At 62.4% G+C, this 13795-nt stretch carries 13 protein-coding genes; 8 read left to right on the top strand and 5 right to left on the bottom strand.

Annotated features, from left to right (window positions below):
- The 5 genes from minE (at position 1) to QMK52_RS15885 (ending at position 5025) form a co-directional block, all read left to right on the top strand.
- Positions 1 to 255, top strand: a complete 255-nt coding sequence (gene minE, locus QMK52_RS15905; RefSeq protein WP_003175252.1) for a cell division topological specificity factor MinE — start codon at positions 1 to 3, stop codon at positions 253 to 255.
- Positions 256 to 348: 93 nt separating this feature from the next.
- Positions 349 to 984 carry an RluA family pseudouridine synthase gene (locus tag QMK52_RS15900; RefSeq protein WP_005789965.1) on the top strand — a complete coding sequence of 212 codons (636 nt, stop codon included), beginning with the start codon at positions 349 to 351 and terminating at the stop codon, positions 982 to 984.
- A gap of 171 nt (positions 985 to 1155) precedes the next feature.
- Complete coding sequence (locus QMK52_RS15895; RefSeq protein WP_005789967.1) at positions 1156 to 2445, top strand: M18 family aminopeptidase; 1290 nt, start codon at positions 1156 to 1158, stop codon at positions 2443 to 2445.
- Positions 2446 to 2598: 153 nt separating this feature from the next.
- A complete protein-coding gene (locus QMK52_RS15890) occupies positions 2599 to 2775 on the top strand; it encodes a hypothetical protein (RefSeq protein ID WP_005789968.1) in 177 nt (58 codons plus the stop codon).
- Between the two features lie 72 nt (positions 2776 to 2847).
- Positions 2848 to 5025: a mechanosensitive ion channel family protein gene (locus QMK52_RS15885; RefSeq protein ID WP_320403059.1), complete on the top strand. Its 2178-nt coding sequence runs from the start codon at positions 2848 to 2850 to the stop codon at positions 5023 to 5025.
- Positions 5026 to 5435: 410 nt separating this feature from the next.
- Here QMK52_RS15885 and QMK52_RS15880 read toward each other — a convergent pair whose 3' ends face one another.
- The 5 genes from QMK52_RS15880 to QMK52_RS15860 form a co-directional block, all read right to left on the bottom strand.
- Positions 5436 to 5660, bottom strand: coding sequence for an MbtH family protein (locus tag QMK52_RS15880; RefSeq protein ID WP_005789972.1), 225 nt, complete (start codon positions 5658 to 5660; stop codon positions 5436 to 5438).
- A gap of 82 nt (positions 5661 to 5742) precedes the next feature.
- Positions 5743 to 7140 carry an aspartate aminotransferase family protein gene (locus QMK52_RS15875; RefSeq protein ID WP_005789974.1) on the bottom strand — a complete coding sequence of 466 codons (1398 nt, stop codon included), beginning with the start codon at positions 7138 to 7140 and terminating at the stop codon, positions 5743 to 5745.
- A 179-nt stretch (positions 7141 to 7319) separates the two neighbouring features.
- The gene (locus QMK52_RS15870) at positions 7320 to 8087 is read right to left on the bottom strand and encodes an N-acetylmuramoyl-L-alanine amidase (protein WP_005789975.1); all 768 of its coding nucleotides are present in this window, start codon (positions 8085 to 8087) and stop codon (positions 7320 to 7322) included.
- 123 nt (positions 8088 to 8210) lie between these two features.
- Positions 8211 to 9530, bottom strand: a complete 1320-nt coding sequence (locus QMK52_RS15865; RefSeq protein WP_005789977.1) for an ATP-binding protein — start codon at positions 9528 to 9530, stop codon at positions 8211 to 8213.
- Positions 9530 to 10210, bottom strand: coding sequence for a response regulator (locus tag QMK52_RS15860; RefSeq protein WP_005789979.1), 681 nt, complete (start codon positions 10208 to 10210; stop codon positions 9530 to 9532). The genes QMK52_RS15865 and QMK52_RS15860 overlap by 1 nt, the downstream gene beginning before the upstream one ends.
- Before the next feature lie 176 nt (positions 10211 to 10386).
- On the opposite strand from QMK52_RS15860, the gene dsbD reads away from it, so the two are divergent.
- Genes dsbD through dsbG form a run of 3 tightly spaced genes read left to right on the top strand, consistent with a single transcriptional unit; the run spans position 10387 to position 13696 of the window.
- Positions 10387 to 12114 (top strand): protein-disulfide reductase DsbD, encoded by a 1728-nt coding sequence (dsbD, locus tag QMK52_RS15855; protein WP_005789981.1) that lies wholly within the window; start codon positions 10387 to 10389, stop codon positions 12112 to 12114.
- Entirely contained in the window at positions 12114 to 12959 is an 846-nt protein-coding gene (locus tag QMK52_RS15850) for a TlpA disulfide reductase family protein (RefSeq protein ID WP_005789983.1), read from the top strand. Before dsbD ends, QMK52_RS15850 begins: the two co-directional genes overlap by 1 nt.
- Positions 12935 to 13696, top strand: a complete 762-nt coding sequence (gene dsbG, locus QMK52_RS15845) for a thiol:disulfide interchange protein DsbG (RefSeq protein WP_032880097.1) — start codon at positions 12935 to 12937, stop codon at positions 13694 to 13696. Before QMK52_RS15850 ends, dsbG begins: the two co-directional genes overlap by 25 nt.
- Positions 13697 to 13795: the final 99 nt, after the last annotated feature.

Genomic DNA, 13795 nt, shown 5'->3' with positions numbered 1-13795 from the left:
ATGAAATTTCTCGACTTCTTTCGCGCCAACAAAAAGCCAAGTACCGCGTCGGTAGCGAAAGAGCGTCTACAGATCATCGTGGCGCACGAACGCGGCCAACGCAGCACGCCGGATTACCTGCCAGCCTTGCAGAAGGAACTGGTCGAGGTGATCCGCAAGTACGTCAATATCGGCAACGATGACGTGCATGTCGCTCTGGAAAATGACGGCAGCTGCTCGATTCTGGAACTCAATATCACCCTGCCCGATCGTTGATCGAAAGGGCGGTCGCCACGGCGGCTCGATCACCTTGATCCTTCGGGAACCAGGTGGGCGAGCCGCCGTTGGCGTTTGTTACGAGGCTGTTTAATGCCGCTGTCCAATATACATATCCTGCATCAGGACGACGCTGTCCTGGTGGTGAACAAGCCAACCCTGCTGCTCTCGGTGCCTGGCCGCGCCGACGACAACAAGGACTGCCTGATCACCCGCCTGCAGGAAAACGGCTACCCCGAAGCCCGTATCGTCCATCGCCTGGACTGGGAAACCTCGGGGATCATCCTGCTGGCCCGGGACGCCGACACCCATCGCGAGCTGTCCCGCCAGTTTCACGACCGTGAAACCGAAAAAGCCTACACCGCCCTGGCCTGGGGCCAACCGGAACTGGACAGCGGCAGCATCGACCTGCCGTTGCGCTACGACCCGCCGACCAAGCCCCGCCATGTGGTCGACCACGAGTTCGGCAAGCACGCCCTGACCTTCTGGAAAGTGCTGGAGCGTTGTGGCGACTGGTGCCGCGTGGAACTGACGCCGATCACCGGGCGCTCGCATCAGTTGCGTGTGCATATGCTGTCCATCGGGCATCCGTTACTGGGTGATGGCTTGTATGCCCATGAACAAGCGTTGGCTGCCTGGCCGCGGCTGTGCCTGCACGCAAGCATGCTCAGTTTCACCCATCCACAAAGCGGCGAGCGCTTGCGCTTCGAGTGCCCTGCCCCCTTTTAAGCTGCGAACACGGGTAAATGTGGGAGGGGGCTTGCCCCCGATGGCGGAGTGTCAGTCACTGTATTTGCTCACTGACACACCGCAATCGGGAGCAAGCCCCCTCCCACATTTGTTCTGTGCACTTCTGGCCATCGAACGGTAAACTCCGCGCATTGCTGTCTGGAGCTATTTATGCGCGAAGCGTTGAATCAAGGCCTGATCGACTTCCTCAAGGCCTCCCCTACTCCTTTTCATGCCACTGCGGCCCTCGCCCAGCGCCTGGAAGCGGCCGGTTACCAGCGTCTCGACGAGCGCGACACCTGGGCCACCGAGGCCAATGGTCGCTATTACGTGACCCGCAACGACTCCTCGATCATCGCCTTCAAGCTCGGCCGCCACTCGCCGTTGCAGGGTGGCATCCGCCTGGTCGGCGCCCACACCGACAGCCCGTGCCTGCGGGTCAAGCCCCAGCCTGAGCTGCAACGCCAGGGCTTCTGGCAGTTGGGCGTGGAAGTCTACGGCGGTGCGCTGCTGGCGCCGTGGTTCGACCGCGACCTGTCCCTGGCAGGCCGCGTCACCTTCCGCCGCGACGGCAAGGTCGAAAGCCAACTGATCGACTTCAAGCTGCCGATCGCCATCATTCCCAACCTGGCCATTCACCTGAACCGTGAGGCCAACCAGGGTTGGGCGATCAATGCCCAGACCGAGCTGCCGCCGATCCTTGCGCAATTTGCCGGTGACGAACGCGTGGACTTTCGCGCCGTGCTCACCGAGCAGTTGGCCCGCGAGCATGGGCTGAACGCTGACGTGGTGCTCGACTACGAGCTGAGCTTCTACGACACCCAAAGCGCGGCGGTCATCGGCCTCAATGGCGATTTCATCGCCGGTGCGCGCCTGGACAACCTGCTGTCGTGCTACGCCGGCCTGCAAGCCTTGCTGACCAGCGAGACCGACGAAACCTGCGTGCTGGTATGCAACGATCACGAAGAAGTCGGCTCCTGCTCAGCCTGCGGCGCCGATGGCCCGATGCTGGAGCAGACCTTGCGGCGCCTGTTGCCTGAAGGTGATGAGTTCGTACGCACCATTCAGAAATCACTGCTGGTATCGGCGGACAACGCCCACGGCGTGCACCCCAACTACGCCGAGAAGCATGACGCCAACCACGGCCCGAAACTCAATGCCGGCCCGGTGATCAAGGTCAACAGCAACCAGCGCTACGCCACCAACAGCGAAACTGCCGGGTTCTTCCGCCACCTGTGCATGGCCGAAGAAGTGCCGGTACAAAGCTTTGTGGTGCGCAGTGACATGGGCTGCGGCTCGACCATCGGCCCGATCACCGCCAGCCACCTGGGTGTACGCACCGTGGATATCGGCTTGCCGACGTTTGCCATGCACTCCATTCGAGAGCTGTGCGGCAGCCATGACCTGGCGCATCTGGTGAAGGTGCTGGGGGCGTTTTATGCGAGCCGCGACCTGCCCTGATTTGACCGGCAAAATGTGATCGAAATGTGGGAGGGGGCTTGCTCCCTCCCACATTTGGTTAGATGTACTGCCAAACTGACTTGTATCACCTGCACTTCCTGCAATCGCGCCTAGACTTGTCAAAACTTCCACTGCGACAAGGCTATTGCTCCCATGATTTCAATGTCCTCGTTCCACGCCATGCTTATCCCCATCGTGATCGGCATGATCATGCTCGCGGTCGGCTTCAACTTTCGCGATAAGCCCCTCGGCGTGTTCGGCATGTGGATTGGTATGCTGCTGATCCTGGGCACCGTGGTCTACAAGATCCTCGCCAAACTGGCGCAATGACAAATGCGCTCGCATTGGGGATAGCGGCCTCGTACACTCGGTCAATTCGTTGCTTTGAAGGTTGACCGCCTCGTGCTTTCCCGTCTGTTTGCCCTGCCCTGCTACCTGCTGATCGCCCTGCTCACGCTGCTGCCGCTGTCATCCGCCCAAGCCGTAGGCTTGCCCGGAATGCTGGGTGGTTCCAGCAAGACCCAACCCCAGGCTGAAGTGCCCCTGGGGCAGTCGCTGGACGAGGTGATCAAGACCCTCGAAAACGACCAACAGCGCACCCAGCTGCTGAGCGACCTGAAAAAGCTGCGCGCCGCCACGCAAAAGGCCCAACCCGCGACAGAGCAAGGTGTGCTCGGGTTGATCGGCAGCACGCTGTCGGGCTTTGAACAGCAGTTTTCCGGCGCCGACAGCCCATTGGGGCGCTGGTCCAATGAAGTCGACCTGGCCAAGGATGAACTGGGCGCGCTGATGCTGCCGACCAACGAATGGCTGCCGATCATCTTTGGCTTTGCCGTGATCCTGGCAGTGTGGAGCCTGCTGGCCGCCGCGCTGATCTGGCTCAGCCACCGGGTACGCGAGCGTTTCGGCCTGCCCGAAGAGTTGCCGCAACACCCGCGCACCTGGGACATGCTGCGCTTTGCCCTGCGCAAGCTGGGCCCCTGGTTGATCGCCCTGGTGATCACGGTTTACCTGAGCTACGCCCTGCCTTCCTCCCTGGGCAAATCCCTGGCGATGGTGCTGGCTTATGCCTTGGTGGTCGGCACCTGTTTTTCGGCAATCTGCGTAATTGCCTTCTCCGTACTCGACGGCCCGCACCGCCACCGCGCCCTGTATATCCTGCGTCATCAGGCGTTCCGCCCGCTGTGGTGGATCGGCAGCTTCGCCGCCTTCGGTGAAGCCTTGAGCGATCCGCGCCTGGTCGAGGCGCTCGGCCAGCACCTGGCCCACACCGCCGCAACCGTGGCCAATGTAATGGCGGCGCTGTCCACCGGCGTATTTATCCTGCGTTTCCGCCGACCGATTGCACACCTGATCCGCAACCAGCCGCTGTCGCGCCGCCTGACCCGCCGCGCCCTCACCGACACCCTGTCGATCATCGGTACCTTCTGGTACATCCCGGCCTTGCTGCTGGTAGGTATTTCACTGTTCGCGACCTTCCTGTCGGCCGGCGACACCAGCACTGCGCTGCGCCAGTCGCTGCTGTGCACGGTGCTGCTGGTGTTGTGCATGGTGATCAACGGCCTGGTGCGCCGCCACGCCCTCAAGCCGCAGCGCGGGCACAAACGCCATGCGCTGTACTCCGAACGCCTCAAAGGGTTTGTCTACACCCTGGTGCACCTGGTGGTGTGGCTGGCGTTTATCGAGTTGGGGCTGCGGGTGTGGGGCCTGTCGATGATTCGCTTTACCGAGGGTGACGGCCATGAAATAGCCGTGAAGCTGTTCGGCCTCGGTGGCACCTTGCTGTTCGCCTGGCTGATCTGGATCCTCAGCGACACCGCAATCCACCACGCTCTGACCCGCTCACGCAAGGGCCTGGCCAACGCGCGTGCGCAAACCATGATGCCGCTGATCCGCAACGTGCTGTTCGTGACCATCTTCATCATCGCCGCCATCGTGGCCCTGGCGAACATGGGCATGAACGTCACCCCATTGCTGGCCGGTGCGGGTGTGATCGGTATCGCCATCGGCTTTGGTGCGCAGTCGCTGGTAGCGGACTTGATCACCGGCTTGTTCATCATCATCGAAGACTCCCTGGCCATCGACGACTACGTGGACGTCGGCGGCCACCTGGGTACGGTGGAGGGCCTGACCATCCGCACCGTGCGCCTGCGCGATATCGACGGCATCGTGCACACCATCCCGTTCAGCGAGATCAAGAGCATCAAGAACTACTCCCGAGAGTTCGGCTACGCGATCTTCCGGGTGGCAATCCCCTACAACATGGAAATCGACGACGCGATCAAGCTGATGCGCGATGTCGGCCACGCCATGCGCAACGACCCGCTGCAACGCCGCAATATCTGGTCGCCACTGGAGATCCAGGGCGTGGAGAGTTTCGAGTCCGGCAGCGCGATCCTGCGCGCACGCTTCAAGACCGCGCCGATCAAGCAGTGGGAAGTCTCGCGAGCGTTCAACCTCTCGCTCAAGCGGCACCTGGATGAAGCCGGGCTCGACCTGGCAACGCCGCGCTTGAGTGTGCAGGTAGTGACGGCAGGCAGCGTGCAGGAAAAGGACCCGCAACCCAACACAACGCTGTAGCCCCACAGGTAACCACAATGCGAAGCGAGCCGCTCTTGATCTGCTTTTGATCTGAGGCGCCCCGTTAAACCACGCTGGCCGAACGCAGGCTTGAATCCGTGGGTAACCCGGCAGGACGCCGGGTTAGCCGCCCCGCGCCATGGATGGCGCGTGGCGGCGGCCCACGGATTCAAGCCGGAGTGAGGGCACACCGAGCATTAGCGAGGTGCCGAGTGGTGGGGCAAGAGCGTTTTGCTTACTTTTGCGCTCTTTTCAAAAGTGAGCCGCTGTAAGAGCGGAACCAACAGTGGCCGTTACCCAAACAACGGATATGTACTCGGTATGATCCAACATCCTGGTCGGCCCTGAGGCCGCCATCGGGGGCAAATCGAATCGTCGCACCGCCCCTCCCACATTGGATCAATGGTGAATCAGTTAGTCAGTGCAACAGCGTCCATCTTCTGGCGCAAGCTCAACGGACGCATGTCCGTCCACACTTCCTCGATATACGCCAGGCACTCCTTCTTCATGCCACTCTTGCCCACAGTACGCCAGCCTTCAGGCACAGCCTTGTAGTCAGGCCAGATCGAATACTGCTCTTCGTGGTTGACCACTACCTGAAACAGGATGTCGTCGCGGTCAAATACTGAGGTCATTGCTGTTCTCCATCGCTCAAAGGCTGGCTGCGCACCACGCGCAGCGCTGATATCTGTAGAAACGTACCAGGCACCGCAAAAATTACACGCCGGCAACCGCCGCCGCCAAGGCGCGCCCGAAGATCTCGGCCACCTGGTCGACTTCGGCCGCGGTGATCACCAGCGGTGGCAGAAAGCGCACCACGCCGCCATGGCGCCCGCCCATCTCCAGGATCAGCCCGCGCTTGAGGCACTCACGCTGCACCAGCGGTGCCAGCAGGCGATGCACCGGCGGGTGCCCCAGGCTATCAAGCGGGCCCGTCGGATCCACCAGCTCCACCCCCAGCATCAGCCCACGGCCACGGATATCCCCCAGCTGCGGGAAGTCGCGCTGCAGGATGCGCAGATGCTCGCACAGACGCTCGCCCATGGCCGCCGCATGACTGGCCAAGTCGTGATCCTTGAGGTAGCGCATCACCGCCGAGCCCGCCGCCATCGCCATCTGGTTGCCGCGGAACGTCCCGGCATGGGCACCCGGCAGCCAGGTGTCGAGCCAGTCGCGATACACCACCACCGCCAGCGGCAGGCTGCCGCCAATGGCCTTGGACATCACCACCACATCCGGAATGATGCCGGCGTGTTCGAAGGCAAACATCTTGCCGGTACGCCCAAAGCCGCTCTGGATTTCATCGACGATCAGCGCCACCCCCGCTTGCGCGGTGATACGCCTTAAGCCACGCAACCAATCGAGATCGGCAGGGATCACGCCGCCTTCACCCTGAATCACTTCGACAATCACCGCCGCCGGCAGCACCACCCCGGCTTCGGGATCGTTGAGCAGGTTTTCCAGGTAGTGCAGGTTGGCCCGCACACCCTGGGCGCCGCCCAGCCCGAACGGGCAGCGGTAGTCATACGGGAATGGCAGGAACTGCACACCATTGCCCAGCAACGCCCCCAGCGGCCTCTTCGGCCCCAGGCTGCCCATCAAACTCAACGCCCCCTGGCTCATGCCGTGATAAGCGCCCTGGAACGACAGCACAGTGCTGCGCCCGGTGGCGGTGCGCACCAGCTTCAACGCGGCTTCCACCGCATCAGTGCCGGTGGGGCCGCAGAACTGGATTTTCGCTTCCCGCGCCAGTTCCGATGGCAGCAAGCCGAACAGGTCCTGCACGAACTGATCCTTGACCGGTGTGGTCAGGTCCAGGGTGTGCAGTGGCAGCTCGTCGCTCAAGACTTGCTGGATCGCCTGGATCACCACCGGGTGGTTATGCCCCAGCGCCAGGGTGCCGGCACCGGCCAGGCAGTCGATGAAACGCCGCCCCTCGACGTCTTCCACATACAGGCCCTTGGCGCGTTTGAGCGCCAGGGGGATACGCCGCGGGTAGCTGCGGGCGTTGGACTCCTGCTGGCGCTGGCGGGCCAGCAGCGGGGTTTCGTCAAACTGGTAGAGCGTTTCCGCAGGCGCCAGGGCGTCTTCGATACGGCTGGTAGCGACTGACATCTCTCGATCCCTCAATACGCTGATGATGACCAAACTGCCGATCCGTTGGCGGCTGGCCCAAGGGCATGCGCACGGATTTCCTGTTCTGGAAACGCATCAGCTAGAACAGGATTTAGGGGGCGGTGATCGATAACTGATGAATGAAGATGCAAATGTGGGAGCAAGCCCCCTCCCACACTTCATAGCCCGCGATATTTGTCGTTCAGTGCATACAAGATCGCGCAGCTCTCTGCATCCAGGAACCCGCAATAATCCCTGGCCCGAAAGTGCATCTGGAACGCCCGGGTGCGCTGTTCAAAGGCTCGGCGATTCTGCGCGGGCTTGTAGCCAAAACGCTGAAACGCCCGCTCCACCTCAACCTCTGGCGGCAAGCCGACACAAAAGCGGCGCTGGTACATCGCCCGTGTGGGCTCATCAAACCAGGCCCCAATACCGGCCTCATGCAGAACACGCCAGGGCAGCCGCGGCCCCGGATCACTCTTGCGCCAATAGGCCACATCCGAATGCCCGAGCAGGTCAGTCGGGCCGACCTGCGGATAACGTGCAAGCACGTCGCGAACCAATGCAATCAGTACATCGATCTGTGCTTCGGGGTATTCGGGAAAGGTAAATACCCCCGCGTCATCCCGCGCCAGGTTGACGATTTCAACGCCAATCGAGCGGCTATTGAGGTCGTCCCTCCCCGCCCAATGGCTCACCCCTGCGTGCCAGGCGCGTTTGTCCTCATCCACCAGGCGAAACACGCGCAACTCTTCATAACCAGCAGCGCGGTAGCTGGATTCATCGGGGTCGGGCAGCAGATAGTGGGCGCTGACGCCATGTTGCGTAAGGGTACGCAGGGACGAAGCAAAAGGCGCCGCGGTGTAGTGCAGGATAACCTGCTGCACGGATTCGCCTTGGCGGTCGTTGAAATCCCTGGCAGGGAAACTGGTGTCGATAACCAACATAAGAGCCATCCTTTTCATTTCAGGCCGAATCATTCGGCCCGTTCAAGCGCAAAAAAATTACCGCCATCCTGAAGGGTTGAATGTCAGGCGGGCGGTAATTACTTGACACATGAAAAGCAAGGTTCAGCGGCGCAGCGGCATACCCAGCTCAACCCGCAAGCCGTCCGGCTGGCTGTCGAACGCAAGCGAGCAGGCGCAGCGCTGCACAATCGCCTGCACGATCGCCAGGCCCAGGCCGCAGCCTTCGCTGTTGCCATTACGCCAGAAGCGCTGGGTAAGGTATTGCAGGTCTTCGCTGGAGATCTGCTTGCCATGGTCACGCACGCGGAACACCACGTTATCCGGGGTAGAAAACACGTGCAGTTCCACGCGGGTATCGGCGGGCGTATGGCGCAAGGCGTTGTCCAGCAGGTTACGCAAGGCCGCGACGGCGAGGCCTACGGGCATTTCTACCGGAACGTGGGAGAGGTCCGGCGCAAGAATAAGATCGATACGGGAATTGTCACCGGCATTGGCGTCCTGGATCGCCAACCTGGCGACTTCTTCGGCACTGGACTGCAAGCCATCGTCAAACGACAAGCTGCCCTCCACCCGCGCCAACAGCAACAACTGCTCCAGCGTGCGATGCAAGCGGTCGGCGCCCTCCTCGGCGTGCGCCAGCGACTGATCGCGCGCCGCGCCTTCGGTCATGCGCGCCACTTGCAGGTGGGTCTTGATTGCCGTCAACGGGCTGCGCAGTTCATGGGCCGCGTCACCGGTCAGGCGGCGCTCGCGCTCAATGGTCTTGGCGATGCGCTGCAACAGTTGGTTCTGGGTGTCGAGCAACGGCTTGAGCTCGCTGGGCAACGGGTGAATCTGCAAGGGTTCGAGAGAGTCGGCGCTGCGGCGCATCAAGGCGTCGCGCATACGATTGAGCGGCACCAGGCTCTGGCCGATGCCCAGCCACAACAGGCACAGGCAACCGAGCAATGCCACGCCGACCGGTACCGATGCCGCCAGCAGGATCGACAGGTTGAGTGCCTCACGCTCCACCTGGCGGTCTGCGGTGGTGATCAGCAGGTCACCCCGGGACAGGGTGAAACTGCGCCAACCCACACCATCGATCATCTGGTCACGAAAACCACTCCTGCGCGACTCCAGACCTTCATCCGGGGTCGTGTGGCTGCGTGCCAGGATCTCGCCGCGCAAGGAACTGACCTGGCAGGCCATGCCCCCCGGCACATTCAATTGCTCGGTGCGCAAATGTGCACCACCGCTGACGCTGGCCAGACCCGGCATCTGCTCGGTGAGCCCGGCAACCATGCGCGCCGAGGCCACCAGGCGCTGGTCGAGGGAAAACATCATCTGGTTGCGCAAGTCATTGAGCATCCAGGCGGCCGCCAGCACCCAGATCAGCACAAAAGCGGCGCCCAGCTTGAACGTCAGGCGCAGGCGCAAGCTCATCACTGAGTGTTCTCTCCTGCATCAGCCGGCCCCAGGCGATAGCCCAAGCCCCTGACGGTCTCGACGATGCCATTGCCCAACTTGCGCCGCAGGTGATGGATATGCACGTTGAGCGCGTTGCTTTCCAGCTCATCGCTGAATCCGTAGATGCTGTCCTTGAGCTGCTCGCTGGACAACACACGGCCCTTGTTGTGCAGCAGCGCCTGCAACAGCGCCTGTTCGCGACGGGACAGGTCCACCGGCTGGCCATCCAGGAAGGTCTCGCGGCTGCTGGGGTCGTAGGCCAGGCGGCCGTGCTCGATGAGATTGACACTGCGCCCCGCCACCCGGCGCAACAGGGTTTGCAGGCGGGCGGCGAGTTCGCGCAGGTCGAAGGGCTTGAGCAGGTAGTCATCGGCGCCCGCTTGCAGGCCGTCGACGCGGTTGGTCACCGAGTCCCGCGCGGTGAGGATCAGCACGGGAATTTCCAGGCCCTGGCTGCGCTGTTGTTGCAGCAGCTTGAGGCCATCTTCGTCAGGCAGGCCGAGGTCGAGCACCATGATGTCGAACGCTGCGGCCTTGAGCATCGCCCTGGCGGCTGCGGCCGTGGCCACGCGCTCGACCGTAAAGCCCTGGGCACCGAGGCCGGCCACGATACCGCTGGCGATCAGTTCGTCGTCTTCACAGACCAGTACGTGCATGCTGAACCCTTCATGAAAGATGGGGGTGATTAGAAAAGTGCCAGATTAAGCGCGCATTATGCCGCTAAAGTTAACAACATCAGATTATCCCTACACTCTAGAATAGCGCCGGTTAATCATCGGTTAATCAGCGCCACACATTGTGTGCCTCACTTGCATCGAACTAAGGCTTGACCATGCGGCATCTGTTTACCTTTCTGCTGGTGTTGTTCGCGGGATTCGCCCAGGCAGCGCCGGGCAACCCCTTCGAAACCAAACCCGACTTTCTCCCGGTGGGCAAAGCCTTCACCTTTACCTCCGAACGTCTTGAAAGTGGCGAAACCCAACTGTATTGGCAGATAGCCGACGGTTACTACCTGTACCAGCAACGCATGAAGTTCGACGGTTTGGCCGAACAACCCGTGCTGCCCCAGGGTGAAGCCCATAGCGATGAGTTCTTCGGCGAACAGCAAGTGTATCGCCAGGGCCTGGAAGTGAAGATCCCGGCCGGCGCCACCGGCAAGGTCAAGCTGGGCTGGCAGGGCTGTGCCGATGCAGGCCTGTGTTATCCACCGCAGTCGATTACCGTGGACCTGGGCGGCAACCCGGCCGTAGCCGCTACCGCGCAGGCCCAGGACCAAAGCCTGGCCAGCGGCCTGCAACAACGCAGCCTGGGCTGGAGCCTGCTGATATTCTTTGGCCTGGGCCTGTTGTTGGCGTTTGCGCCCTGCTCGCTGCCGATGCTGCCGATTCTCGCCGGCCTGGTGGTGGGCAGTGGCGCCAGCCCGCGCCGTGGTTTTGCCCTGGCCGGTAGCTACGTGGTGTGCATGGCACTGGTGTATGCGGGCCTGGGTGTGATGGCCGCGCTGCTTGGCGCCAACCTCGCCGCGCTGCTGCAAACCCCGTGGATCCTCGGCAGTTTTGCCGCGCTGTTCGTGCTGCTTGCCCTGCCGATGTTCGGCTTCTTTGAATTGCAGTTGCCCGCCTTCCTGCGCGACCGTCTCGATAACGTCAGCCGCCAGCAAAGCGGTGGCAGCCTGGTGGGTGCTGGTGTGCTCGGCGCGCTGTCCGGCCTGCTGGTGGGCCCGTGCATGACCGCGCCCCTGGCCGGCGCCCTGCTGTATATCGCCCAGAGCGGCAATGCGCTGCACGGTGGCCTGATCCTGTTCGCCATGGGCATCGGTATCGGCATTCCGCTGTTGCTGCTGGTGACCGTGGGCAATCGCTTCCTGCCCAAGCCGGGCACCTGGATGAACGTGCTCAAGGGTATCTTCGGCTTCCTGTTCCTGGGCACCGCCGTGCTGATGATTCGCCCAGTGGTCGGCGACAGCCTGTGGATCGGCCTGTGGGGTGCGTTGGCGCTGGTGATGGCGTACTGCGGCTGGACACTGGCCCGTGAGTTCGGCCTGGCCGCCAAGGTGTTCGGCGCAGGTTCCCTGGTGCTGGGCCTGTGGGGCGCGATACTGGTGGTGGGCGCAGCCGGAGGCAGCGATGAGCTGTGGCAACCGTTGAAGGTTTACAGCGGCTCAAAGGTCGCCGGTGCACCGAGCGCTCACGATGCCTTCACCACCATCAATGACCCGGCGGTGCTGCAAAGCCAGCTCGACAGCGCCAAGGCCCAGGGCCAATGGGTGCTGCTGGACTATTACGCTGACTGGTGCGTGTCGTGCAAGATCATGGAAAAACAGGTGTTCGGCAAACCCGAGGTGATGGACGCGCTCAAAGACGTGCGCCTGCTACGCCTGGACGTCACCGCCGACAACGCTGCCAGCCGCGAACTGCTGGGCCGCTACAAGGTGCCGGGGCCACCGAGCTTCGTGTGGATCGGCCCGGACGGTGATGAACGTCGCGCCCAACGCATCACCGGCGAAGTGGATGCCGCCGCCTTCCTGCAACGCTGGACGCAAACCCGAGACGCGCGCTGATGTTGACCCTGACCATCGGCACATTCGCCATCGCCCTGAATCACATCCTGCTGATCAGCGCGCTGATTCTCGCCACCCTGGTGGGCTGGCGCGTGGCCAAGCGTGGCGGTGAGAACCCCGAATCGGTGCTGTTCAGCCTGTTCCTGCTGGGCATGTTGGCCGCCCGCGTCAGCTTCGTGCTGATGTACTGGAGTTATTACAGCAACGACTGGGTGGAGATGGTCGACTTGCGTGACGGTGGTTTCCTCGCCTGGCCCGGGATTATTGTGCTGATCCTCGGCGCGCTGGCGTATGGCTGGCGTCGCCCGGCCCTGCGCAAGCCGCTCAGCGCCGGGGTGATCACCGGTCTGTTGTTCTGGGGCATGGCCAGCCTTTCCCTCAGCCTGTATGAAAAAGGCACGCGCCTGCCGGACATCACCCTGCGCAACGCCAATGGCGAGGTGGTGCAACTGGCGGATTACCAGGGTGGCCCGCTGGTGATCAACCTGTGGGCCACCTGGTGCCCGCCGTGCCGGCGCGAAATGCCCGTGCTGGAAAACGCCCAGCGTATGCGCCCCGACGTGACCTTTCTGTTCGTCAACCAGGCCGAGAGCATGCAAAGCGTCAGCACCTACCTGGCCACCCAGGGCCTGAACCTGGACAACATGCTGTTCGACGCCAGCGGCCGCCTCGGCCAAGCCGTGGGCTCCATGGCCCTGCCGACCACGCTGTTCTACCAAGCCGATGGGCGCCTGATCAACAGCCACCTGGGCGAACTCTCCGAAGCCAGCCTGGCCCGCGCCATGGAACCCTTCGATGACACCACGACAAGGAAACCGACATGCCTCGCCTCCGCCACCTGCTGACCCTGCTGCCCTTGACGCTCGCCGCCTCCCTGGCCCAGGCCGAAGACTGGCCGGCGCCGATCAAACAGATCGAAGCCAAGGGCGCCAGGATCATCGGTAAATTCGATGCCCCCAGCGGCCTCACCGGCTACGCCGCCCAGTACCAGAACCGTGGCATGGCCCTGTACCTGACCGCCGACGGCAAAAACGTGATCGCCGGCAACCTGTACGACGCCCAGGGCAATGACCTGAGCACCGCGCCTCTGGAAAAACTGGTGTACGCACCCATGGCCAAGGAAGTCTGGGCCAAGATGGAAAAAAGCAGCTGGATCCAGGACGGCGACAAAAACGCCCCGCGCACCGTCTACCTGTTCAGCGACCCCAACTGCCCCTACTGCAACATGTTCTGGGAACAGGCGCGCCCGTGGGTCAAGGCCGGCAAGGTGCAGCTGCGCCACATCATGGTCGGCATCATCCGCGAAGACAGCCCAGGCAAATCCGCCGCCCTGCTCGCCGCCAAAGACCCGCAAAAAGCCCTGCAAGAACACGAAGCCGCCGGCAAGGGCAGCAAACTCAAGGCGCTGGAAAAGATCCCGGCCGAGGTCGAGGCCAAGCTCGATGCCAATATGAAGTTGATGGATGAACTGGAGTTGTCGGCGACGCCGGCGATTTTCTATCTGGATGATAAAGGCGGGTTGCAGCAACAACAGGGGGCGCCTTCGCCGGAGAAGTTAGTGAAGATTCTCGGGCCAAAATAAGCGCCGCCCTCGCAGGTGCCATCGCAGGCAAGCCAGCTCCCACATTTGAATGTATTCACAACTCAACATGTGGGAGCTGGCTTGCCTGCGATGAGGCCC

This window comes from Pseudomonas sp. P9_2, from assembly GCF_034008255.1.
Taxonomy (GTDB): domain Bacteria; phylum Pseudomonadota; class Gammaproteobacteria; order Pseudomonadales; family Pseudomonadaceae; genus Aquipseudomonas; species Aquipseudomonas synxantha_A.
Note: the sequence above shows the minus strand (reverse complement) of the source record. Positions and strands in the feature narration are given on the sequence as shown.

Bases quoted from the DNA above. Each gene is read 5' to 3' on its own strand.
- QMK52_RS15850 (WP_005789983.1), top strand. From the start codon at position 12,114: ATGTTGACCCTGACCATCGGCACATTCGCCATCGCCCTGAATCACATC.
- QMK52_RS15880 (WP_005789972.1), bottom strand. From the start codon at position 5,660: ATGACCTCAGTATTTGACCGCGACGACATCCTGTTTCAGGTAGTGGTC.
- QMK52_RS15875 (WP_005789974.1), bottom strand. From the start codon at position 7,140: ATGTCAGTCGCTACCAGCCGTATCGAAGACGCCCTGGCGCCTGCGGAA.
- QMK52_RS15900 (WP_005789965.1), top strand. From the start codon at position 349: ATGCCGCTGTCCAATATACATATCCTGCATCAGGACGACGCTGTCCTG.
- QMK52_RS15890 (WP_005789968.1), top strand. From the start codon at position 2,599: ATGATTTCAATGTCCTCGTTCCACGCCATGCTTATCCCCATCGTGATC.
- QMK52_RS15865 (WP_005789977.1), bottom strand. From the start codon at position 9,530: ATGAGCTTGCGCCTGCGCCTGACGTTCAAGCTGGGCGCCGCTTTTGTG.
- dsbG (WP_032880097.1), top strand. From the start codon at position 12,935: ATGCCTCGCCTCCGCCACCTGCTGACCCTGCTGCCCTTGACGCTCGCC.
- QMK52_RS15860 (WP_005789979.1), bottom strand. From the start codon at position 10,210: ATGCACGTACTGGTCTGTGAAGACGACGAACTGATCGCCAGCGGTATC.
- QMK52_RS15870 (WP_005789975.1), bottom strand. From the start codon at position 8,087: ATGTTGGTTATCGACACCAGTTTCCCTGCCAGGGATTTCAACGACCGC.
- dsbD (WP_005789981.1), top strand. From the start codon at position 10,387: ATGCGGCATCTGTTTACCTTTCTGCTGGTGTTGTTCGCGGGATTCGCC.
- minE (WP_003175252.1), top strand. From the start codon at position 1: ATGAAATTTCTCGACTTCTTTCGCGCCAACAAAAAGCCAAGTACCGCG.
- QMK52_RS15895 (WP_005789967.1), top strand. From the start codon at position 1,156: ATGCGCGAAGCGTTGAATCAAGGCCTGATCGACTTCCTCAAGGCCTCC.